Raw genomic sequence first — 22,189 nt, forward strand, 5'->3', positions numbered from 1 at the left:
CTGTGCCGTCCCCTCAGCGGCACGAACATCCAGCAAGTTCATCGCTGGTTCGGCTGATCTGTTACAGCCGCAGGAGGAGAATCGAGAAAGCCGAGTACAGCCGCGACGGGGGGCTGTCATGTCACACAAGCGGGAAGCGTTCGCGGTCTGCTTTCTTGCCGCCGCGATAGCCGTCGCACCGACCGCGGCCGCAGAACCGGTCTGGCCGGTGGCAGGCGCCGAGTCGGCGGCCGCGACCATCGCGGACCTGGAAGCCCAGGGCTACGACGTGCAGATCAATTGGGTCAGCGGTGTGAGCAACGTCGCTCTGACACAGTGCAAGGTCCTCGCGATCCACAATCCCGACAATTCGCCGGGCAGCGAGAAAACGTTCACCACGGTCTACGTCGACGTCTCATGTCCCAACCGCGACGACGACTTCTGGGGCGGCGTCGGTGTCGGAATCGGTTTCTGACCCGCGTCAGATGCGCGTCAACGTGAAAAACACCGGATGCGCATAGCCGGGCGCTTCCGGGCTCGCATATCCCGGCGCGTCAGGACACGGCGCAGCGTTGGTGTTGAGGAAGGTGCCTTCCTGGCGTGGCGCATCGATTTTGAAGACGAGGGTTCCTGGCGATGTGCCGTCGTTGTTGCATCTCGTGCCGTCGGGAACGTTGACCACAAACCGCCACAGGCCACCCCATGGCCGGGCGTCCGCGCTCCAGCCGCTGCTGTCGGCGATGTGGGCGCAGTCAGGACCGCATGACGTGACGACCCATGTCGAATTGAGGCCGGGGCCGTTGGGGATGAACGTGCCGCTGAAGCCGTCCGCGTGAGCCGGGCTTGCGAAGCCGACTGCGCCGCAGGCGAGGATGGCCGCCGTCGCCGACCACGTGATGGTTCTCATGGTCAAAGTGTGCATTTTTCAAGTGCGAGTTGGCGCGAAATCTGCACGCTTAGACTCCTCGCGTGATCAGGCGACTGTCCGGTTCGCTGGCCGCGCTCGCAGTGCTCGCGGCCTGCGCCAATCACTCAGACACGACGTCGACCACCACCTCGACAACCACCACGACGAGCGTCGCCGTCCCTCCACTGACCACCCCCGCCGCGCGGACGGAGAAGTGGGTCGACCTCCAAATCGGTGATTGCCTGGCCGACCCTCCGCCGACCGATCCCGGCGTGGTGACCGTGACGATCGTCGACTGCGGGGCGCCGCACGCGGCCGAGGTCTATCTGCGCGCAGCGATCGAAGTCAATGCGGCACTCGACGACGTCGCGAATCGGCAGTGCAGCACGGGATTACCCCAGTACACCGGCCGGTCCGGCGGCCCTTACACGACGATGTATCTCATCGACTCCGAGCAGGATCGAACATCGAACAACCCGCTGCCGAGCACCGTCATCTGTCTGCTCCAGGACGCAACTGGCGGAGCGCTCGTCGGCTCGGCAAGGCACTAGCTCGACGCGTACTGCAACACCGCCTCGTTGGTGTCCACATGGCCGTAGCTGATGATGGTCAGCCGGTCAGGCCGCACCTCGTAACGCGTGCCGTCGGCTGGGTTGGTGACGTCGAATCCGCCGGCAGAGCGGGTGGCGTTCGCGAGTTCGATGTTGGCGCCGTCGCTCAACCGTTCGCCGCGGTAGTAGAAGCTGCCCGGCGTCGTCTGGCAGACGACGGCCAGCGACTGCGCTGTGCGCACCATCGCCGCCGGACTGCTGCCTGCGTCGCAGCGGGCGGAGTGGCCGACGAACCCTTGCGCGTCGGCGCCGGTCACGCCCGGCGGGGGTGAACCGGTCGAAGTCGGTGTGGATGTCGGCGTGGTCGTCGTGGTCGATGTCGTTTCGGTGGTCGTCGACGTGGTCGTGTCGTCGGTGGCGCTCGGCGCAGGCGGCGGCACCGCCACGGTGGTCTGCGGCGACGTGCTGTCGTTCTGGTTCATCAGAGCCAGCATCGCTGCGAGCACCGCGGCAACGCCGAACAAGACGATCACCGCCACGGTGAGGATGACCTGGCCGCGGCCGAATCGCGGCTTGCGTGCTGGCGGTTCGGGCGGTCGCGCAGGCGGCGGGTATGGCGTGTACCCCGTCGCGGAAGGGTTCGGAAAGACCGCGGAGAACTGCCGGGTGCCCGAAGGCTCACTGGGAGGCGGGGCTGGTGGGGCCGGCGGCGCGGGCACCGAGACGGCGGCCGTGGCCGCCTTGGCCAATTCGCCTGCGGAAGAGTACCTCTCGCCGGGTTGTTTGGCCATGCCGCTGGCGATGACGTCGTCGAATGCCCGGCTGATCCCACGGCGCATGATGCTCGGTCGCGGCGGCGGCGAGAACATGTGCGCGCTCATCAACTGACGCAAGTCCGCCGCCTCGAATGGTGGCCTCCCAGTGAGGGTTTCGTAGAGCAGGCAGGTCAGCGAGTACACGTCCGAGGCCGGCCCGACCGGTCCGCCGCTGAACCGTTCCGTGGCCATGTAGGCGCACGATCCGATCAGCATGCCCGTCGAGGTGACGCTGGCGTCGCCGCCGGCGTGCACGATGCCGAAGTCGACGAGGTAGGCGAAGTCGTCGGAGGTGAGCAGCACGTTCTCCGGCTTGATGTCGCGGTGCACCAGGCCGTCTGCGTGCGCGGCGTCCAGCGCGGCACCGACCTGCGTGATGATCGAAGCGGCCCGCCCGGGCTCGAGGGGGCCGTTGCTGCGCAGCACGTCCTTCAAGCTGGCGCCTTCGACCAGGCGCATGTCGATGTAGAGCACGCCGTCGATGTCCCCGAAATCGTGCACAGGGATGACGTGGGGTTCTTGCAGTCGAGCAGCGACTCGTGACTCGCGGCGGAAGCGCTCCTGAAAGCTATGGTCGGCCGCCATCTCCGGACGCAACAGCTTGACCGCGACGGTTCGTTCCCTGACGGTGTCGTAGGCCCGGTACACCTCGCCCATTCCGCCGACACCGATCAGCGACTTCAGCTCATAGGGGCCGAACCGGGTGCCGAGCCGCGAGCCGCCATTGGGCGAGGCCATCTGCAATCCTTTCCATCGATCCCCGACACGTACCCGCGGCCACCGTCCGGCTCGACGAGCGGCTAATCTCGGGTTCCCACATTAGGCGGTTTATTAACGCCCCGGTGGGACCGACAGTAGCCGCGTCGTCGAATTTAGAACTGCCGCAAAGTGATTGGCGTTTGCTGTGAGAGTCTGCTGCGCTGTACACGCATGGTTTCACCGAGCGCGGCGCTTTTCGTCCAACTAGTATTCAGATCGGCTAACCGTTCGATCAACGAGGGGCATCAATGGTCAGCGAGCACATGACCGCGCGTCGAATCGCTGGATTTGTCGCCGCTGTGACGATGACAACATCTGCTGTGCTGGGCTCGACTGCCGGGCTCGGGTCGGCATCCGCTGAGCCGTGCCCCGACGTGGAGGCGGTCTTCGCACGTGGCACGACCGAGGCACCCGGCGTAGGCGGAATCGGACAGGCGTTCATCGACTCGCTACAGGCGCAACTCGGCCCGAAGTTCGTCAGAACGTATCCGGTCGACTACCCGGCCAGTACCGATTTCCCGACGGCGGCTCAGGGTGTGATCGACGCCGCCGATCATGTCCGTCAGATGGCCGCGATTTGCCCGAAGACGAAGATGGTGCTTGGCGGATATTCGCAAGGTGCAGCGGTGATCGGCTATGTCACCGCGGCCGCGATTCCCCCCGGATACGCGGTTCCGCCCGGCATCACCGGACCCATGGCGCCCGACATTGCCGACCACGTCGCCGCGGTCGCCCTGCTGGGGAAGCCGTCGAGCAGGTTTCTGAACAGGATCGATGCGCCGCCCATCACGATCGGTCCGCTCTATGCAGCCAAAACCATCGACCAGTGCATTCCTGACGACCCGATTTGTTCCAACGACGGCGGCAACATCGCCGCGCACGGCGAGTATGTGGCTAACGGCATGGTCGACCAGGCTGCGCAATACGCCGCGGCCGCGGTGGTCCGCTCGCTCGCCCCGCCGACGCCGACGGACGCCCCGCTCAGCATCGCGGCCACACACCTCGGACAGGGTTGAAACGGAGCATAGGCGCTGGGACGCAACGGGTATCGGACCGCGTCGAATTCGTAACCGTGCCGTCGTTCCTGCTTGAGGCTGACCCCTTACGATGAGTGACTCCTACGTCGATTTGAGGGGTCTCGGGATCGTCATTGAGCATTGATCGTGGTCGCAGGCGCGCGTTGTGTCTGGCCGTACTCCTCATCGTCACTGCGTTGTTGCCTGCGTCAGGCGGCGCCGCCAGCGCACACTGCTGCGACCGCGCCACGGTTGCTGCGTCGGTCACGTCCACGCCGAAGCCTTCAGCTGCCGCTCCGATACCGGCATTCGTCACCGTCACGCCGCCGTCAGCAGCCAAAGACGTCTCCCCCTCGTCGCGGGTCATGGTGCGTGTATCCGCCGGAACACTCACCGATGTGCAGATGGTCAACGAAGACGGCAAGGCGATCGCGGGCATCTTGACGCCCGACCGCCAAGTGTGGAAACCGGCGGTCCCGCTGGGCTACGGACGCACGTACACGCTGACCATCCGCAGTCGAGGCCTCACTGGCATGCCCGCGGCGCAGACGTCGACCTTCTCCACGTTGACGCCCAGCGACCAGGCGGACGTCGAGCTGACCACCACCTCGGGCGCATCACTGGTCGACGGTGCCACCTATGGCGTCGGCACGGTTGTCGTCGCGCGGTTCGACGAGCCGATCGACGACCGCGCGGCCGCCGAACGCCGGCTCGTTGTGACGACCAATCCGCGGGTCGCCGGGTCGTGGTACTGGGTGGACGACCAGACCGCCCACTGGCGGCCGGAGCGGTATTACGCACCGGGCACGACGGTGACCGTCGACGCGAACATCTACGGTGCCGCGCTCGGCGGCGGCGTGTACGGCGAGGATGACCAGCACGTGTCGTTCCGCATCGGTGATGCGCATGTGTCGATCGCGGACGACAACACCAAGCAGGTCAGTGTCTACAACAACGGCAATCTGGTCCGCACGATGCCGACGTCGATGGGCATGGGCGGCACCGAAACCATCGGCGGCACGACGTTGTCGTTCTGGACGCCACCGGGGATTTACACCGTGATGGACAAGGCCAATCCGGTGATCATGGACTCCTCCACGTTCGGTCTGCCGATCAATTCGCGGCTGGGCTATCGCGAGACCATCCCCTACGCAACCCGCATCAGCATGGACGGCATCTATCTGCACCAGCTCAACGCCACGGTATGGGCGCAGGGCCACACGGACACCTCACATGGATGCCTGAACCTCAATTCCGAGAACGCGCAATGGTTCTTCAACTTCTCAGTCCCAGGCGACGTGGTCGAGGTGCGCAACACCGGCGGCAAGCCGCTGCAGCTGTCGCAGAACGGCGACTGGACGCTGCCGTGGGACCAATGGCGCAAGGGCAGCGCGCTAGGGCCGTAAAGGATCTACTCGCCGGACGCGACCAGTGATAGCGCGAGTCGCGGGCAACGGGCGACGGCGGCCCGTGCGAAAGCCTGTTCCTTGGGCGGTATCGACGGCTCGCGCGAGCCGTCACGCGCCAGGGGGTAGCCCCACTCGTCGCGCAGCAGCACACCGGGCAGCAGCTCGGTGCACAGCCCGCGCCCGTCGCAACGTGTCCAGTCGATATGCAGACGCAATGACGCCTGCTTGGTGGTTTTCATGTCGAGACCAGCCCGGCTTCACACCGGCCGTGGCGGTGGTGCTCGACGTCGACGGCGAAGGCGCGAAGGGCACTGCGGACCATGCGGGCGGTGCCGTCGGGATGTCGGCACGCGCCGCGGCCGTCGATGAGGCGGACCATCCGGTGCACGTCCCTGACGAGGGCGTCGCCGGCTCGGCCGTAGGCGAGCTCGTCGAGCAACTCAGCCAATCGCGGCAGACCGTTGAGGCAGGGACCGCATTGGCGCGCGCTCTGCTCGGCCAGATAGGCGGCGATTTGTGCGGTGCGTGCAAGGCCGCATTCGCCAACACCCAAAGCGTGGACGATGCCGGCGCCGGGGCTCGCGCCGAACGACGCCAGGCCAGACCGCGACAAGCGGGCGCCGTCCAGGGCGCCGGCAGGGACCCAGCTGCCGTGATAGCCGCCGACGAGGACGGCGCTCACGGTGCGAGGGTCGGTCGCGCCGCTGCGGGCGAGCAGTTCGGTCAGCGAAACGCCCGTCGGTACCTCGAACACCCCGCGGTTGTTCACGGCGCCGGACAGCGTGACGAGCATGCTGCCAGGGTCGGACGGGTCGCCGACCGACCGGAACCAGCGCGGACCGAACCGTGCGATCAACGCGATATGGGCCAGCGTTTCGACGTTGTTGACCAGCGTCGGCCGTCCCCTCACTCCCGAGATCGCGGTGATGACCTTGCGGTCGCGCGGCAGCGCCGGTCCGCCCTCGATGTGCCTGATAAGTGCGGACTCCTCCCCCGCGACGAAGGTGTCGGGGGCCTCGACGACATCGACCTGATAGTCGTCGAGTCCGGCCGCCCGCCGCTCATCGATGGCGTGCGTCACCGCGTCGACGACGTCGGCGTGCAGATAGAGGTAGACCTTGTCGGCCCCAACCGCTCCCGCGGCGGCGTTCAGGCCGTCGAGCACCAGATGTGGCGCCTGGGTCAGCAGGACCGCATCCTTGCGGCTCAGCGGTTCTCCTTCGGCGCCATTACCCACCACCACCGGCTTGCGCCCCATGACAGAGGCCATCTTGCGGCCGGTGGGAAAGCCCGCACCGCCACGTCCGCATAGACCGGCGTCGACAAGTGACGGAATCAACTGCACCCCTTGGCGATTGCGCGGTGCGCCGATGCGCGACTGATGTTCGGCCAGCCCGGGTCCATCGGCGGCGAACACACGGGGTATACCCGGCGGGGGTGTCGTCATGAGCGCCCGGACGGTCTGGCGTGGGCGTACTCGAAGTAATTGGCCCGTAGCCGCCACACCACGGCCGCGGCGACGATCGCTGCACAGCACCCCGCGAAAATCAGAAACCAGCCGCGGTCGGCGTCAGTCCCGTTTCCAAGCGCATGCGCCAGCGCGATCGGCCACAGTGCATACGAAATCCAGTGCACGACACGGAAAGCGCGCACTCCGAGTCGGTGACGCAGCAGGCTGGTGAGCGTCACGACCACGAGCACGTCGAAGGCGAGCGTTCCCAGTCCTTGCCACAGCGGCCGGTACGCACCCAGGAACGGCACGACGAAGTCGATGAGCCGCAGCTGCGCGTAAGGGTCGAGGAACAACAGCGCCATGTGCAGGACTACCAGCAGTGTTCCGGCCAGGGCGGCGAAGCGGTGGACATCGGCGACGGCGAACCTCGGCAGCGCGATCAATGAACGGCCCGACCGCGTCGCGATTCCCAATGCCATCGAAATGGTCAGAAACGCAAGCGCCGTTATTCCAGTGCCGCGGCCGAGCGCCCACAGTGCTTCGTCAGTCATTGCCGCCCACCGGGTTCCGACCGCGGCCATCCGCCGACGATATGCACGGCCCCGTCGCGATCTACCAGCCGCGCCGGCATGCCGAGGGCTTTGATCCAGTCCAGCGCCCGCCATCCTCGAACGATCGCCGCGGTGCTGACGGTGTTCGCGGCGAAACACGTTTGGGCGGCGACGCTGACCGTTCGCCACACCGGATCCGCAGGCAGGCCGGTGCGCGGGTCGAGTATGTGGTGGAAGAAATCCCCGCCCCGGCGCCATCGACGGCGGAGCGTGCTCGACGTGGCCAGCGCCGAACCTGCCGGCAGCGCAACTGAACTCGCGGGATCATCGTCGTCGTCATGGACGAGAACCTGCCAGCCACCGGCGGGCGACGGGCCGGCCGTCGCGATGTCACCGCCGAGGTTGACGAGCACGCCGCTGCCGGTCACGTCGTGCACGCGCCGAGCGCAGAGGTCCGCGGCGACGGCCTTCGCCGTCGCTCCGAGGTCGAGCACAATCCCCGGCGGCACGGTGACGACCCGACCGTCCAACGTGACCATCGACCACGTCGCCGGAACCGTCACGGACGCGGCCAGGGGTCGGGCATCGTCGATTGCCGCGAAGTCCCGGTCATAACCAAGGGCGATGATGGCGGCGCCCATCGTGGGATCGACATCGCCGTCGGTGAGGCAGGCCGCATCCAGCGCGTCGGCCAGTAACCGCGCCAGCAGCCGGCTCACTTGCGTTGGCTTTCCGGATGACGTTGCGAGCGCATTGATTTCGGAATCCGGCCGAAAGCGCGAGGCGGCGACGTCGATGGCGTCGAGTTCGGCGTCGACTTCGCGGCGCGCGGACACCAGGCAGTCGGAGTCGGTGACGACGACCTGCATGGTCGTACTCCACCGCTGCCAGTGCGTGGTCGCGGTGTCGGTGCACTGTGCGGTGCCAGCCGTCATGAACCGCGGGACCTTGTGACGTGCGGCGAGAAGTTCGGAGCCATCACGGTTGTGGGGGTGAGTATGCGCCGCTGAGTGGTCGGCGGGGCCGTGACCTTCGTGGGCGCCTGTGCCTGCTGCGTTGCCGGTGCTTGCTCGACGGTCTGCTCGGGGGTGTACGTGGGCACCGGTTTGTACGTCGAGATGGGTGCTTGCTCGACGGTCGTCTCCGGCGCGGGCGGTTCCGTCGTGACTGGTGGTGGCGGGGGCGGCGGCGGAGGCGCTTCTGTCATCGAGGGGGCCACCTCGGGAACAGCGGGAACAGGCGGGGCCTGCTCGACGGCATCAATCGGTACGTCGGCGGGGGGCGGCTTGACGGTGTCGGCGTACGCAAGCACGGAGGCGCCGCCGACGCTGGCGATGCCTAGTCCGGCCAACGCCCACGATGCCGCCGCGGCCCTGCGGAATCCCGAACGAGGTGAGTCCATGGCTACCGACGGTGACAGCCGTTTCTTAGAGCCTTCGAAGAACTGGGCGTGACTGGCGGAGCAGCTTGGCATGGCAGCCAGACCGCTGGCGACGCCACGACACCGGCCCCGCCGAGCCCGTCCTTCAGATAGTTTGCAGTACAAGGGATTTCGGATTGCAGTGACCGCCATGTGCACGCTGTCCGCGATGTCAGTACGGTGGGCGCATGAAGTATGCCGATGTCGACGGAGTCGGACGGGTCAGTCGGATTGGACTGGGCACTTGGCAGTTCGGCTCACGCGAGTGGGGCTATGGAGACCAGTACGCCTCGGGCGCCGCGCGCGACATCGTGCAGCGCGCGCGTGCCCTCGGGGTCACCCTGTTCGATACCGCCGAGATATACGGGTTGGGCAAGAGCGAGCGGATCCTCGGCGAGGCGCTGGGCGACGAGCGCGCCGAAGTTGTGGTGGCGAGCAAGGTTTTCCCGGTCGCTCCTTTCCCCCTCGTGGTCAAGCAGCGCGAGCACGCGAGTGCGCGGCGGCTCCAGCTGGACCGGATCCCGCTTTACCAGATTCACCAGCCGAACCCGGTGGTGCCCGATTCGGTGATCATGCCGGGAATGCGTGACCTACTCGACAACGGCGACATCGGCGCAGCCGGCGTGTCGAATTACTCACTCGCACGATGGCGAAAAGCCGATGCCGCGCTCGGGCGCCCGGTGATCAGCAACCAAGTCCATTTCTCGCTGGCCCACGCGGGGCCGCTCGACGATTTGGTGCCGTTCGCAGAGCGAGAGAACCGCATCGTGATTGCCTACAGCCCGCTGGCGCAGGGACTACTGGGTGGCAAGTATGGCCTCGACAATCGGCCCGGTGGTGTTCGCGCGTTCAACCCACTGTTCAGCACCGAAAACCTGCGTCGCGTCGAGCCGCTTTTGCAGACGTTGCGCGACGTCGCCACGCAGGTCAGCGCCAAGCCGGCTCAAGTCGCGCTGGCCTGGCTGATCAGCCTGCCCGGCGTCGTCGCCATCCCCGGCGCCTCCAGTGTCGAGCAACTCGAGTTCAACGTCGCGGCCGCCGACATCGAGCTCCCCGCGGATATGCGCGACGCACTCACCGACGCCGCCCGCGCGTTCCGGCCTACCTCCTCGGGGCGATTCCTAATGGACCTGGTCCGCGAGAAGCTCGGGCGACGGTGATGGCGTAGGTGCCAGGGCTTAGAGCCCGAACTGGTCCTCGATGATGCCGAGCCAGATCTGAGCCGCGTCGATGGCCACCTTCTCGCTGATGAAGGCGTGCTGGGTTCCGGTGTACATGTCACGGAACGCGCGTTCGAGACGAGTGCCCTCGCGAATCGAGCTCGTGCCCGCGACCAGGTGGGCCCACTCGGCGCAGCCACGGGCGACGTCGGTGGCGTAGACGGCGGCGGCGCGCATGTCGGCGCGCAACGTCGGGGTCAGCGCGTCGCCCGCGGCGACCGCTGCCTCGGCCGTCGTGAAGGCGTCGAGCACGAGAAGACGCGCGGCGCGCCAGGCGGCGACGTGGTGGGCAAGCCCTTTCTGGAACGTCGGGCGGCTGGCCAGCGACGCCATGTCGCTCATCCGGAACTTGGTTGCGGCGAGCTCCTGGACGTCGTCGAGCATGCTCTTGGCGACGCCAAGCGCCCACGACGCGTGACCGGCCGCGGTCACCGGCATCAGCCCCATGCGAGTAGCGGGTGAGGTACCGCGGCGCGGCTCGCGGGCGAAGAGCGGAAACGTCCGGCTCGCAGGAACAAACACATCTTCGGCGCTGTAGTCGTAGGATCCGGTTCCCTTGAGCCCCTGGACAAACCAACCGTCGTTGAACGAGATGTCTTCGCGGGCAACGATTGCCACCTGCATGTCGGGGATGCCTTCGCTGATCCAGCGCATCTCTCCGTTGTCCATCGGCAGGAATCCCGCGGCGACGTATTGCGAATGACCGATGCCCGAGCCGAAGCTCCACGATCCGCTCAGCCGGTAGCCGCCGTCCACGACGGTGCCCTGCCCGTTCGGGAAGAACTGGCCGCCCATCGTCACCCGATTGTCGTGTGCGGTGAATACTTCCGCGAAACCTTCGTCGGACAGATAGGCCGCGGCCGCGAAGGACGAGGGCAGGTTCGCAATACCTACCCAACCGAAAGAGCCATCCTGCCAGGCCATTTCAATCCAGGTCTCGATCATCTCGGTAAACGAGGGCTCGACGCCGCCCGCCGGTACAGGATTGAACGCCGACATCAGGCCACTGGCCCACATTTCGTCGACGATCGCGCCAGTCAGCGTGCGCATCTGCTCGGATTCGGCAGCCTCCTTCTGAACGAGGTCACGCATGCCTCGGGCCAGCGCGACGACGCGATCATTCGATTCGACTGTCGACGTCATTGGCGTTCTCCTATCACGGGTTTCGAAGTCATTTGGGGAAGCCGAAGAGCGCAACCACGCCGTGATCGCGGCCGGCGGTGTAGCCACCGTCGACGGCGATGGCCTGTCCGCTGACGAAGGATGAGTCGGGCGACACGAGAAAGGCCGCCGTGGCGGCGATCTCGTCGGGGCGGCCCAGCCGTTGCAGGGCATGCTCTTCGGTGATCGACGCCTTCGGGCCCTCCATGCCGGGCATGCCGAAGACACTGTCGAGCATGGGCGTCGAGATGAAGCCGGGGCAGATCGCGTTTGCGCGGATGCCACTCGGGCCGTAGTCGAGTGCGATGTTCTTGGTGAGCAGCACGACGCCGCCCTTGGCTGCGTTGTATGAACTGCCGCCAGCCGTCCCTTCCAGGCCTTCGATGCTTGCGAGGGTGACGATGGAACCGCGCTCACCGTCGACTCGGGGCTGCTCGATCATTCGGGCCAGCGCGGCCTTGGCGACCAGGAACGTGCCGGTGAGGTTGATCCCGATGACGCGGTCCCATTCGGCGCGGTCGAGCAGGTGGACAGGGCCGCCGCCGGCGACGCCGGCAGCGTGGACGACTCCGTCGAGGCGGTCCGGTACGGCGGCCATGATCGCGGCGACCGCATCTTCGTCGGTGATGTCTGCGGTCACGAAGGTGAACCGCGGGCCGAGGTCGGGCGGGGCCGCCAGGTCGGCGCCGACGACGGTGCCGCCCTCGGCAAGCAGGCGCTGGGCGGTGGCCAGGCCGATGCCGGATGCGGCGCCTGTCACGACGAAGGTGCGGGAATGGGCGCGATCGGCGCTCACCATGTGTCTTCCTCTCTGCCCGCGGCATGGCAGGGGAAGTCTGACATCTGTGCCGCGCCGTGTGATGCCTTTTCGCGGAATAACGATACGCCGCGACGCGTAATTAGGCAGTCACGGAGTTGCCTGAAAACCATGCCGTCGTCACGGCGTGGGTCTGTGGCGGCGGAAAGTGCTCGGTCGGTGCGCCGAGTTGGCCGATTTTGACCGTCCACGCGGGCATCGACCGATCGACGCACGTGCCCGGTCCCTGGCTCGGCAGCCACAGGACTGCGTCGGCGCCACCGCAGCCGTACACGCCGACGTAGCCGTCATCGCGCCCACCCCACGCGCCGCCGTTGCGCAGTCGACACTGGGTGCCGTCGTCGAGAAGTAACGCGACGGGATCGCTGATCGCGGGTGCCTGCACGGGCGGCAATGGGCCGGTGAGGGTCACCCGATGGAGTTGCTTATTCCACGGATCGTCAAGGCAGAGAAGCGATTCCGGCGTCGATGGCCAGCAGGGGTCGGCGCCGGCGGCACTGGGCGAGCACGCATAGATGTCGTCAGCCACCGCCGACAGCGACGCCGTCGTGCAGTCACTGACGGAAGTGACGTTGCCTGCAGACGGCGCCTCTTGGTAGCCGTTGATCGGTTGGCCGCTCGGCCCGACAGGCGCAACCGTGATCACCTGGGTGGACGGTTCGGCGCCAACGGGCGCCGTGACGGCGGTAGCCATGGCGACAACGGCGACCGGTATCACGGCCTGCCTGATCCTCTTGACCAGATTCACTGAAGCTCGCCCCCCTCAGACGTTATGGGCTGCAGCTTGCGTGACTGATTCTAGTAATCTCTCCGTCGCGGCGGTGGCGCCGCAGTTTGCTCTGGGGAGGAAAACCGCCATGCGCAACCTCAAAGTGGCCGTCGCGGCCGCCGCTGTCATTCTGTTCAGCTCTTCCGGCATCGCCGCGGCCGCGCCGAAGAACTACTGCGCCGACCTCAAGGGTGTCCAGATGGGCTCGGCGTGCCAGATTCAGGAGTCCGACGCCGGATACAACCTCGACATCAGCTTCCCGACCGACTACCCCGACCAGAAGTCTCTCGCGGACTACATCACCCAGACCCGCGATGCTTTCCTCGCCGTGGCCAAGTCGCCCGCGCCGCGCGAACTGCCCTATGCGCTCGATATCACGTCGACGAACTACGGATCTGCGATACCGCCGCGCGGCACACAGGCCGCGGTGTTGAAGGTGTACCAAAACGTCGGCGCCGCGCATCCACAAACGTCGTTCAAGGCGTTCAACTGGGACCAGACCTATCGCAAGCCGATCACCTACGACACGTTGTGGCGCGTTGACGATCCGCTGAAGACGGTCTTCCCCATCGTCCAAAGTGATGTGCAGAAGCAGACGGGACAACAGGTGTCGATAGCGCCGACCGCCGGCTATGACCCGATGAACTACCAGGAGTTCGCGGTCACCAACGACGGGGTCATTTTCTTCTTCAGCCAGGGTCAACTGCTGCCCGAAGCAGCCGGTGCCATGCAGGTGCTGGTCCCGCGCTCCGCGATCGACCCGATGCTCGCCTAGAACCGGCCTGCGTTTGCCATCCGATCGACCGACAGGCCAATGGGTGGCATTCATACAACCGTATCCACTTCTCTAACAGCATTTCCAGTGCTGTCGGTCGCAAATAAATTTCTCAAGCGTTATTTTGCTGAAATCGTCCGCAGGCGACACGCGCAACACACAATGAAGCGCGATGACTGGACTGCCACCCCCTGACGCGACTCGAGACGTCCCTGTAACCAGGTGCGACGTCTGCATCGTGGGAGCCGGCCTCACCGGACTCAATGTCCTGTTCGTGGCCAGCCAATACCTGTCTCGCGATCAGAAGGTCGTCCTCATCGACCGCCGGGAGCGGGTTGGCGGCATGTGGGTCGACACCTACCCGTATGTGCGGCTCCACCAGCCGCATCCCGCGTTCACCGCCGGGAACATCAAGTGGACTCTCGACCGGGACCGCGCACACCTGGCAACGAAGGGCGAGGTCCTCAATCACCTTGAACACTGCCTCGACGTGATCAAACAGCGGGTGCACGTCGAACAGCGCTTCGGCTGGTCGATGGAGTCCCACGACGAAGACGACGGGATCGTGCGGATCACCTGTAGGTCTACCGACGGCCAGCTTCTAGTGGTTGAGACGACGCGGCTGATCAAGGCTTACGGCTTCCGCATCACGCCCAACGATCCGCTCGAGATTTCCAGCAAGCGAATCCAGTCGGTGTCCCCTGACTTCTGCGACATGGGTGGCGACGACATGCGAGCCAGTGATTCGCCAGTGTGGGTCATTGGTGGCGGCAAGACCGCGATGGATACTGCGCACGCGCTGATCACGCAATACCCCGGCCGTGAAGTGAACCTCGTGGCCGGCACCGGGACCTACTTCCTCAGCCGCGACCGATGCTTCCCCAGCGGGGTCCGGCGCTGGTGGGGCGGCACGCTCGTGAGCGATATCGGCGTGGAAACTGCCCGTCGTTTCGACGGGACCAACGAGACAGCCGTCCGGGACTGGATGCGCTCCACGTACGGCACGTGGTTGACCCCTGACACCGGCAACTTCCTGCTGGGCATGCTGTCCGAGTCGGAGAACGACACGATCTCCGCCGGCCTCAACGATGTGATCATGGACCACCTCGTGGACGTCGTCGACCGCACGGGCGCGACCGACATGGTTTTCCGTAGCGGGTCGACGAAGTCGGTCCAGCCTGGCAGCTGGATAGTCAACTGCACCGGATACATGCGCGACGACTATCCCTACGAGCCGTACATTTCCGGTAGTGGCTCAGTGCTCTCGATCCAGTCGCGTTCTGCCACATTCAATTTGATGTCGGTCATGGCCTACTTCATGACGCATCTGCTGTTCTTGGGCGAGCTGCTGGACCTCCCGCTCTATGAAGTCGATGCGCAGGATCTGCGGGCGAAGTCGAATGCGGTGTTTCCCTATGCGCTCTTGTCCCTCGCCGTCTACAACGTCAGCCTCGTCTCCGACGTGGTTCCGACCAAGGTGTTTCTCGAATGCGGAGTCGACTTCGATCGGTGGTACCCATTCCCGCGCCAACTAATGCGTGGGGTGAGGTTCCTGGTCTCGCATCGGCGCGAGCGTGAACACCAGCGCCATGCCCTCGACACCGTACGCGAACGGTTCGATGTGCGTTGCGGTCCGCTCGAAGAATTGGTCTCGGCGACGCGATGAGTGGCCATTTGAACTACGCGTATCTAGCCGGCAGCTTCGGCGCCACGCTCATCTGGCTCGCGTTCTGGGTCCACGCAGATGCCGACCGTCGGCGGCTGATCATGCGGGTGAGTGCAGTAGCCGCGCTGTGGGGACTCGCCCAGCCCGTGTTCGTTCCTGTCTATTGGAGTCCCCCAAGCCTTTTCAATCTGAACCACAGAATTGGCTTCGACATCGAAAGTGTGGTGTTCCAGTTCGCGACAGGAGGCGTCGCCGCAGCCGTCTATGCAGCGCTCGGCACGATGCGCCAACGAAACCTGGGCCGACAGCACTGCGTCCGCCGAATCCACCGGTTCGCGCTGTCGGTTGCACCCCTGGTGTTTGTTGCACTCGTCGCCACGACGGACGTGAACCCAATCTATATCGCCATCATCGCGCTTTTAGCCGGCGCTGCCGCGACGAGCCTGTACCAGCCAGATCTGGTCAGGAAGATGATCGGCAGCGGAATTGTCTTCCTGGGAATATATTTCACGTTCTTCCTGGCGTTCAATGCGGTATTTCCGGGCTACATCTTCAAGGTGTGGAACCTGCACGCTGTCTCGGGCGTGGTGCTCGCCGGCGTGCCGTTGGAGGAACTGTTGTTTGCGTTCGCGTACGGCCTGATGTTTTCCAGCCTCGCCGAACACTTCACCCGCGTATCACTCGACCGAGACCGCCTCAACGATGTTGAGGCGAGCGGCGCGGACCGCCGGTGGCACCGCGCCTACGAGACAACTGGCTAGTGAGCCAAGGCCAATGGCGACCATCCCAGGCTGAGCTTGGTAGGTCACCTCGAAGCCAAGCGCGTTCGTCAGCGCGATCGCGGTCAGGTATTGGCTTGCAGCGCCTATCATCAGCCCGAGTAAACCGCCGACGATGCCGATGGCGCCCGCTTCGGCGAGTATGGAATTAAGGGTGAAGCGGCGCGTTGCCCCCATCGCCCGTAGAACACCGATCTCACGACGCCTGTCCAGCACCGAGAGCATCAACGTATTCATTAGGCCGACCACCGACACCACCACGACGATCCACGCAATGGTCATCGTTATCGCGCTGTATGCGCTGAGACCTTTTCTCAGACCGGCCAAGGCTTCGCGGCCCGAGTAGACAAAGACATCTGCTGACACCACCTTCAGTATCGCCGCACGTACCGAGGCGGCGTCGAATCCAGGTTCGACCGTGATTTCCAGGTCGGTGGCACCCGGCCGGACAAACCACTGCTGCATGGTCTTCAGGTCGATCGCGATGGTCCCCGCGGCGCCCGAGAAGTACGGGACCGTATCGAGCACCCGTACATCGCGTTCACCGCTGGGCGTCTGCAAGAGGACGTTCTCACCGGCCGAGACACCGAGCTCCTCGCCGAGGTCGCGCGATACCGCGACACCTTCTGCGGCATCGAGCTTTTCGCGATCCGCGGTGGACAGTGCGTCGTAGATGGGTTGATGAGAACCGGGAGCGACCCCGAGCAACATCACTTTGATATCTCCTACCGTGCCAAATGCCTTCTGCTCGGCCACTACCCGACTGACACCTGGCACGGACAACACTCGGGATTCGGTGTCGGCGGGCAAGAGTGTCGCGGTGGGATAGTCGCTCGGACCTGTGGTGCTGACCCAGAAATCGGGGTCCCCGGTCGAGGAGACGGACGCCACAATAGAGTCGATGGCATTGCTGCTGATGCCAACTACTGATGCCGTGGTGGCCACCGCAGTCAACACCGTCATGGTGGCGACCCACATCCGTCGCGACGCGCGCTCGATTGCGGCGGCGCCGAGCGCACCTGCTGGACCCAACAGGCGTGCAACTGCCGCTGCGGCGGCGATGATGGGATCCGACAAGGCGAAGCAGATCGCGCTGCCACCGACGAACGCCAACGCCATTGAGGCAACGGCGATGCGGCCAAAGTCGCCGGTAACCAACAGGATCGTTACCGCGAACAGGATCACCCCGATGACGCCCGCTGCGATCCGAGCGGGCCTCGAGCCTGCCTCAGTCGAGGCAACACCGATCGGTGCTAGCGCCTCGACCGGAGCGACGCGGTGAATTTGCCTCGCCGCCAAGGCCGATGCGGCCACACTCGCCACGACGCACGCAACGATGGCCACAGGTACGACGTAGAGCGGTAGGACGTAGTCGACGTGTGCCTCCACCGACTCGACGATCGCCGGCGGCAGCCTGCCGATGGAAATGCGGCCGACGAATATGCCGAATACAGAACCGATCACTCCGCCGACGAAGCCCAGTACGGCCGCTTCCGCGAGCATGGCGGAGACAATGGTCCGTCGCCGGCCACCAAGCGCGCGCAACGTCGAAATGATCGGGCGCCGCTGAGCGATCGCGATGCTCATCGCGTTGTAACTCAGGTAGGCGGCAACGACAAACGAAATCGAAGCCGCCAACAGCATCATGGATTGAAGCAGCGCCAGAGAGCGGCCGGTCTGACCGGCGCGAAAAGCGGGTTCTGCCACCACCGCCCGGCCGGCGACGGCCGCCGTGACATCTTTTCGAACCTGTTCGATGTCCGCGCCCGGCTTCGTGACGACCATGATCGAGTCCAGCCGATGCTCACGGCCGGTAATTCGCTGTGCTAGCGCGAGGGGCGCGAAGATGAAGTGACCACCGTTGAGTCGTCGCGCCGATGGACCCGACGCGACCACCGCTACGGTGACCCTCGTTGAGGCCAAATCGAATTGGTCACCCGTGGCGACGCCGATGGCCGGACCCACCACTACCCCGTCGGGTATCGACTCCAGCGGGGAACCCGGTTCGATTTGAGCCTCAACAGCATTCGCCAGGTCGGACTGCAGCGCCATAACGCTGCGGTCGACACCGACGAAAATGAAGCGATCCGAGTGTGCGGTCATCTGCATCCGCAACACGGGCACCGCTGCGGAGACATCTTTGACACCGGCGACCGCGTTGAGCAGCGACTCGTCGAATCCGGAGTCAGTGACCCCGGAAACCTCCAGCGCCGCGGCACCGCCGATGCTGTTGGCGAGGCGCTCGGCGGAACCGGTCGCTGAGCCAGAGATGCCCAGTACTGCCACGAGCAAGGCAGCGGAAACGGCGACGACTCCCACAGAAGCGGCTGCGCGCCCCCAATGCGTTCGCAATTCGCGCAGGTTGATGAGATGCAGGCGGCTGAAAGTCGCGGGAATCATGGCGCTGTATTGAGCACGTCTGTCATCACCACGCCGTCGTGCAGGGTGATGATCCGATCCGCTGCGGAAGCGGCCTCGACGTTGTGCGTCACCATCACGACCGACGGATGTATTTCCCCGTCGTGAACCACATTTCGCAGCAAGTCCACGATCGCGTCGCCTGTCGCCGAATCGAGATTGCCGGTCGGTTCGTCCGCCAGGATCAGTCGGGGGTTCATAATCAACGCCCGCGCGACCGCCACCCGTTGCATCTGCCCACCGGACAATTCGGCCGGGCGATGATCGATGCGGTTGCCAAGTCCGACGGCCTCCAATAGACCCACTGCATCAGGCTTGGCCCGGCTCAACCTTTCGCCGTCGAGCAATTTCGGAATCGCCACGTTCTCCCACGCCGATAGAGTCGGCAAGAGGTTGAAGAATTGGAAAATGAAGCCGACCTGGTGCCGGCGAAAACTCGACTGCTCGTCGTCGGTCATATTGGCGATCTCGACGCCGTCGAAATGTATCGAACCCGAATCGGGAGAGTCCAACGCACCTAGCAGATGGAGCAAAGTGCTCTTGCCTGAGCCGGACGGCCCGACGACGGAGACGAATTGGCCGGCGTCGATGCACATGGAGACGGCGTCCAACGCTCGGACCGTCTGTCCGCCTGCACGGTATTCCCGCACGACCTCGGACATTTCTATGCGCGCTGACACCCCGTCTCCCCGCTCTTCCCCACGAACAGCAAAGTTCCGCTGAGTACTTAGTGTCGTACTGCCTGGTCTGCAAAGATGGGAAACCGCAAAGGTGATGCAATGGGTCGCCGCCGGAGTCGGACCGCGCTGTGTGACGGCCGATTCTGGTATGACTGAGCGAAATACACCGATGAGGAGCTCGTGAGCGCCCCGACGATCGACCCCGTCATCCCCGCCGAGCAGCCGCGGAAAACCGGCGTGGCCAGGTGGATCCGCCGATTGGCGGTCCCCATCATCGTCGGCTGGGTAGCGCTCATCGCGGTGCTGATGACGACCGTGCCGCCGCTCGAAGTCGTTGGCGAGATGCAGGCGGTCTCGATGTCTCCCAAAGACGCACCGTCGGTGGCGGCGATGATGCGCGTCGGCAAGGTCTTTCAGGAGTTCGACTCCGACAGCTCGGCCATGATCGTCCTGGAGGGCCAGGAGCCCCTCGGCGCGGACTCGCACCGCTTCTACGACGACATGATCGCCAAGCTGCGTGCCGACACCAAGCACGTCCAGCACATTCAGGACTTCTGGGGCGACCCGCTGACAAGTGCCGGAGCGCAGAGCGAAGACGGCAAAGCCACCTACGTGCAGGTCTATCTCGCCGGGAATATGGGCGAGGCGCTCGGCAACGAGTCAGTCACCGCGGTGCAGAAGGTCATCGCGGGATTGTCTCCGCCGCCGGGGGTCAAGGTCTTCGTGACCGGAGGGCCGGCACTGCAGGCAGACCAGGAAAACGCCGGCAACTCCAGCATCAGAATCATCGAACTCGTCACGGTCGCCGTCATCATCTTCATGCTGCTGTTCTTCTACCGGTCGATCGTCACAGTCCTGCTCGTCCTGACAATCCTGGTGTTGAGCCTCTCGGTGACCCGTGGTGTGGTGGCGTTCCTCGGCTACCACAACCTGATCGGGCTGTCGACGTTCGCGACTCAGCTCCTGGTGACCCTCGCGATCGCCGCAACGACCGACTATGCGATCTTCTTGATCGGGCGCTACCAAGAGGCCCGTACGATCGGCGAAGACCGCGAGTCGGCCTACTACACCATGTTCCACGGCACCGCCCACGTGGTGCTGGGCTCGGGCATGACGATCGCCGGCGCGACATTCTGTCTTTCTTTCACCCGATTGCCGTACTTCCAGACGCTGGGCATCCCGCTCGCGGTCGGAATGGTAGTCGCGGTGCTTGTGGCGCTGACTCTGGGGCCCGCGGTAATCACTGTCGCGAGTCGCTTCGGACTATTAGAGCCCAAGCGCGCCATGCGGATTCGCTTTTGGCGGCGCCTTGGTGCCGCCGTCGTCCGGTGGCCGGGCTGGATCCTGACCGTGACGGTCCTACTCGCCCTTGTTGGCCTACTTACCCTGCCGGGCTACCAGCCCAGCTACAACGACCGCAAATACCTACCCGCCGACCTGCCGGCGAACCAGGGATTCGCGGCGGCCGAACGACATTTCCCCGTCGCCAGGATGAACCCCGAAATGCTGCTCGTCGAAACGGACAAAGACCTTCGCAACTCGGCGGACTTTCTGGTGATCGATCGGATCGCCAAGGCGGTGACGAGGGTGCCCGGCATCGGCAGGGTGCAGTCGATCACCCGCCCCGAGGGTAAACCCTTGAAGTTCAGTACGATTCCGGCTCAGCTCAGCATGAGCGGCACTTTTCAGGAGATGAACCGCTCGTACTCGCAACAAACCATGGACAACATGCTGGTGCAGGCCAACGACATGCAGACGACCATCGACACGATGACGAAGATGAACTCGTTGATGGGAGAGATGAGCGCCGTCACCCATTCCATGGTGGGCAGGACGAGAGACATGACCATCGACATCGCCGAATTACGTGATCACATCGCCGATTTCGACGACTTCTTCCGCCCGCTCCGCAACTACTTGTATTGGGAGCCGCACTGCTACGACATCCCGGTCTGCTGGTCAATGCGATCGGTTTTCGACACGCTGGACGGCGTCGACACCACCACCGATGACGTCAAGGCGCTGCTTCCAGACTTGGAACGGCTCGACTCCCTGATGCCGCAGCTGATTGCGGTGATGCCGCAGCAGATCGAGACAATGAAGAAAATGCAGAAGATGATGCTGGAGATGCACTCCAGTCAGTCGAGCCAGCAGGATCAGCAGGCCGCGATGGACGAGAACCGGTCCGCCATGGGTGATGCATTCAACGACTCCCACAACGACGACAGCTTCTACTTGCCACCGGAGATCTTCGACAACAAAGACTTCAAGCGCGGCATGGACAACTTCATCTCTCCCGACGGCCACGCGGTGCGGTTCATCATCTCGCACGAAGAGGATCCGCTCAGCGCGGACGGCATTGAGCGCATCGACGCCATCAAGACCGCCGCATTTGAAGCCATCAAGGGCACGCCGTTGGAGGGATCACGGGTTTACCTCGGCGGCACCGCCTCCACCTTCAAGGACATGCAGGAAGGCAACAGTTACGACCTATTTATCGCCGGTGTCGCCGCGCTGACGCTGATCTTCATCATCATGCTCATCATTACGCGCAGTGTGGTCGCGGCAGGCGTCATCGTCGGCACCGTGGTGCTGTCGCTCGGCGCATCCTTCGGGCTCTCGGTGCTGTTCTGGCAGCACCTGGTCGGCTTGGACCTGCAATTCATGGTGATGGCAATGGCGGTCATCATCCTGTTGGCAGTCGGCGCGGACTACAACCTGCTGTTGGTGGCGCGGATGAAGGAAGAGATACCCGCCGGGATCAACACCGGGATCATCCGTGCCATGGGCGGCAGCGGATCCGTCGTGACCGCGGCCGGCCTGGTGTTCGCGTTCACCATGATGTCGATGTCAGTCAGCGCCATGGTTGTGGTCGCCCAAATGGGCACGACGATCGGGTTGGGTCTGTTGTTCGACACCCTGGTGATTCGGGCGTTCATGACGCCGTCTATTGCTGCGGCCCTGGGCCGTTGGTTCTGGTGGCCGCAGGTCGTGCGGGCCCGCCCCGCACCGGCAAAGTGGTAGCACGTTTCCGGTCACGCGGT

21 protein-coding genes are annotated in these 22,189 nt (G+C 64.8%); 9 read left to right on the forward strand and 12 right to left on the reverse strand.

Features of this window, described 5'->3' with window-relative positions:
- Positions 1 to 118: 118 nt before the first annotated feature.
- A complete protein-coding gene (locus ACWW36_RS26745; protein WP_456138948.1) occupies positions 119 to 454 on the forward strand; it encodes a hypothetical protein in 336 nt (111 codons plus the stop codon).
- A 6-nt stretch (positions 455 to 460) separates the two neighbouring features.
- Here ACWW36_RS26745 and ACWW36_RS26750 read toward each other — a convergent pair whose 3' ends face one another.
- A complete protein-coding gene (locus ACWW36_RS26750; RefSeq protein ID WP_456138949.1) occupies positions 461 to 886 on the reverse strand; it encodes a hypothetical protein in 426 nt (141 codons plus the stop codon).
- A gap of 62 nt (positions 887 to 948) precedes the next feature.
- Here ACWW36_RS26750 and ACWW36_RS26755 point away from each other — a divergent pair, with 62 nt between their 5' ends.
- Positions 949 to 1,437, forward strand: a complete 489-nt coding sequence (locus ACWW36_RS26755; protein WP_456138950.1) for a hypothetical protein — start codon at positions 949 to 951, stop codon at positions 1,435 to 1,437.
- Here ACWW36_RS26755 and ACWW36_RS26760 read toward each other — a convergent pair.
- Entirely contained in the window at positions 1,434 to 2,990 is a 1,557-nt protein-coding gene (locus tag ACWW36_RS26760) for a serine/threonine-protein kinase (RefSeq protein WP_456138951.1), read from the reverse strand. The two genes, ACWW36_RS26755 and ACWW36_RS26760, sit on opposite strands and share 4 nt — an antisense overlap.
- Before the next feature lie 326 nt (positions 2,991 to 3,316).
- On the opposite strand from ACWW36_RS26760, the gene ACWW36_RS26765 reads away from it, so the two are divergent.
- Together ACWW36_RS26765 and ACWW36_RS26770 are read left to right on the forward strand one after the other, a co-directional pair.
- The gene (locus ACWW36_RS26765) at positions 3,317 to 4,027 is read left to right on the forward strand and encodes a cutinase family protein (protein WP_456138952.1); all 711 of its coding nucleotides are present in this window, start codon (positions 3,317 to 3,319) and stop codon (positions 4,025 to 4,027) included.
- Between the two features lie 134 nt (positions 4,028 to 4,161).
- Positions 4,162 to 5,433 carry a L,D-transpeptidase gene (locus tag ACWW36_RS26770; protein WP_456138953.1) on the forward strand — a complete coding sequence of 424 codons (1,272 nt, stop codon included), beginning with the start codon at positions 4,162 to 4,164 and terminating at the stop codon, positions 5,431 to 5,433.
- Between the two features lie 5 nt (positions 5,434 to 5,438).
- On the opposite strand, the gene ACWW36_RS26775 is transcribed toward ACWW36_RS26770, so the two are convergent.
- Genes ACWW36_RS26775 through ACWW36_RS26795 form a run of 5 tightly spaced genes read right to left on the reverse strand, consistent with a single transcriptional unit; the run spans position 5,439 to position 8,842 of the window.
- Entirely contained in the window at positions 5,439 to 5,675 is a 237-nt protein-coding gene (locus ACWW36_RS26775) for a ferredoxin (protein WP_456138954.1), read from the reverse strand.
- Positions 5,672 to 6,883, reverse strand: a complete 1,212-nt coding sequence (locus ACWW36_RS26780) for an NADH-ubiquinone oxidoreductase-F iron-sulfur binding region domain-containing protein (RefSeq protein ID WP_456138955.1) — start codon at positions 6,881 to 6,883, stop codon at positions 5,672 to 5,674. Before ACWW36_RS26780 ends, ACWW36_RS26775 begins: the two co-directional genes overlap by 4 nt.
- Entirely contained in the window at positions 6,880 to 7,440 is a 561-nt protein-coding gene (locus ACWW36_RS26785; RefSeq protein ID WP_456138956.1) for a ferric reductase-like transmembrane domain-containing protein, read from the reverse strand. Before ACWW36_RS26785 ends, ACWW36_RS26780 begins: the two co-directional genes overlap by 4 nt.
- Positions 7,437 to 8,375 carry an FAD:protein FMN transferase gene (locus ACWW36_RS26790; protein WP_456138957.1) on the reverse strand — a complete coding sequence of 313 codons (939 nt, stop codon included), beginning with the start codon at positions 8,373 to 8,375 and terminating at the stop codon, positions 7,437 to 7,439. Before ACWW36_RS26790 ends, ACWW36_RS26785 begins: the two co-directional genes overlap by 4 nt.
- Entirely contained in the window at positions 8,372 to 8,842 is a 471-nt protein-coding gene (locus ACWW36_RS26795; RefSeq protein ID WP_456138958.1) for a hypothetical protein, read from the reverse strand. The genes ACWW36_RS26790 and ACWW36_RS26795 overlap by 4 nt, the downstream gene beginning before the upstream one ends.
- A gap of 206 nt (positions 8,843 to 9,048) precedes the next feature.
- Between ACWW36_RS26795 and ACWW36_RS26800 the strand changes: the two genes are divergently transcribed.
- Positions 9,049 to 10,020 carry an aldo/keto reductase gene (locus ACWW36_RS26800; RefSeq protein WP_456138959.1) on the forward strand — a complete coding sequence of 324 codons (972 nt, stop codon included), beginning with the start codon at positions 9,049 to 9,051 and terminating at the stop codon, positions 10,018 to 10,020.
- Between the two features lie 18 nt (positions 10,021 to 10,038).
- Here the strand turns inward: ACWW36_RS26800 and ACWW36_RS26805 are convergent, their stop codons facing one another.
- From ACWW36_RS26805 to ACWW36_RS26815, 3 genes are all read right to left on the reverse strand, one after another.
- Complete coding sequence (locus ACWW36_RS26805) at positions 10,039 to 11,223, reverse strand: acyl-CoA dehydrogenase family protein (protein ID WP_456138960.1); 1,185 nt, start codon at positions 11,221 to 11,223, stop codon at positions 10,039 to 10,041.
- 28 nt (positions 11,224 to 11,251) lie between these two features.
- Entirely contained in the window at positions 11,252 to 12,040 is a 789-nt protein-coding gene (locus ACWW36_RS26810) for an SDR family NAD(P)-dependent oxidoreductase (protein WP_456138961.1), read from the reverse strand.
- A 100-nt stretch (positions 12,041 to 12,140) separates the two neighbouring features.
- A complete protein-coding gene (locus ACWW36_RS26815; RefSeq protein ID WP_456138962.1) occupies positions 12,141 to 12,806 on the reverse strand; it encodes a hypothetical protein in 666 nt (221 codons plus the stop codon).
- Between the two features lie 109 nt (positions 12,807 to 12,915).
- Between ACWW36_RS26815 and ACWW36_RS26820 the strand changes: the two genes are divergently transcribed.
- From ACWW36_RS26820 to ACWW36_RS26830, 3 genes are all read left to right on the forward strand, one after another.
- Positions 12,916 to 13,602: an esterase gene (locus ACWW36_RS26820; RefSeq protein WP_456138963.1), complete on the forward strand. Its 687-nt coding sequence runs from the start codon at positions 12,916 to 12,918 to the stop codon at positions 13,600 to 13,602.
- Between the two features lie 172 nt (positions 13,603 to 13,774).
- A complete protein-coding gene (locus ACWW36_RS26825) occupies positions 13,775 to 15,268 on the forward strand; it encodes an FAD-dependent oxidoreductase (RefSeq protein ID WP_456138964.1) in 1,494 nt (497 codons plus the stop codon).
- On the forward strand, positions 15,265 to 16,029 hold the full coding sequence (locus tag ACWW36_RS26830) for a lycopene cyclase domain-containing protein (RefSeq protein WP_456138965.1): 765 nt from the start codon (positions 15,265 to 15,267) through the stop codon (positions 16,027 to 16,029). The genes ACWW36_RS26825 and ACWW36_RS26830 overlap by 4 nt, the downstream gene beginning before the upstream one ends.
- Here the strand turns inward: ACWW36_RS26830 and ACWW36_RS26835 are convergent.
- Positions 15,946 to 18,447, reverse strand: coding sequence for an ABC transporter permease (locus ACWW36_RS26835; RefSeq protein ID WP_456138966.1), 2,502 nt, complete (start codon positions 18,445 to 18,447; stop codon positions 15,946 to 15,948). The genes ACWW36_RS26830 and ACWW36_RS26835 overlap by 84 nt on opposite strands.
- Complete coding sequence (locus tag ACWW36_RS26840; RefSeq protein WP_456142640.1) at positions 18,444 to 19,127, reverse strand: ABC transporter ATP-binding protein; 684 nt, start codon at positions 19,125 to 19,127, stop codon at positions 18,444 to 18,446. The genes ACWW36_RS26835 and ACWW36_RS26840 overlap by 4 nt, the downstream gene beginning before the upstream one ends.
- 198 nt (positions 19,128 to 19,325) lie before the next feature.
- Here ACWW36_RS26840 and ACWW36_RS26845 point away from each other — a divergent pair, with 198 nt between their 5' ends.
- Positions 19,326 to 22,169, forward strand: a complete 2,844-nt coding sequence (locus ACWW36_RS26845; protein ID WP_456138967.1) for an MMPL/RND family transporter — start codon at positions 19,326 to 19,328, stop codon at positions 22,167 to 22,169.
- The last annotated feature ends 20 nt before the right edge of the window (positions 22,170 to 22,189 follow it).

Source organism: Mycobacterium sp. MMS18-G62, assembly GCF_053877835.1.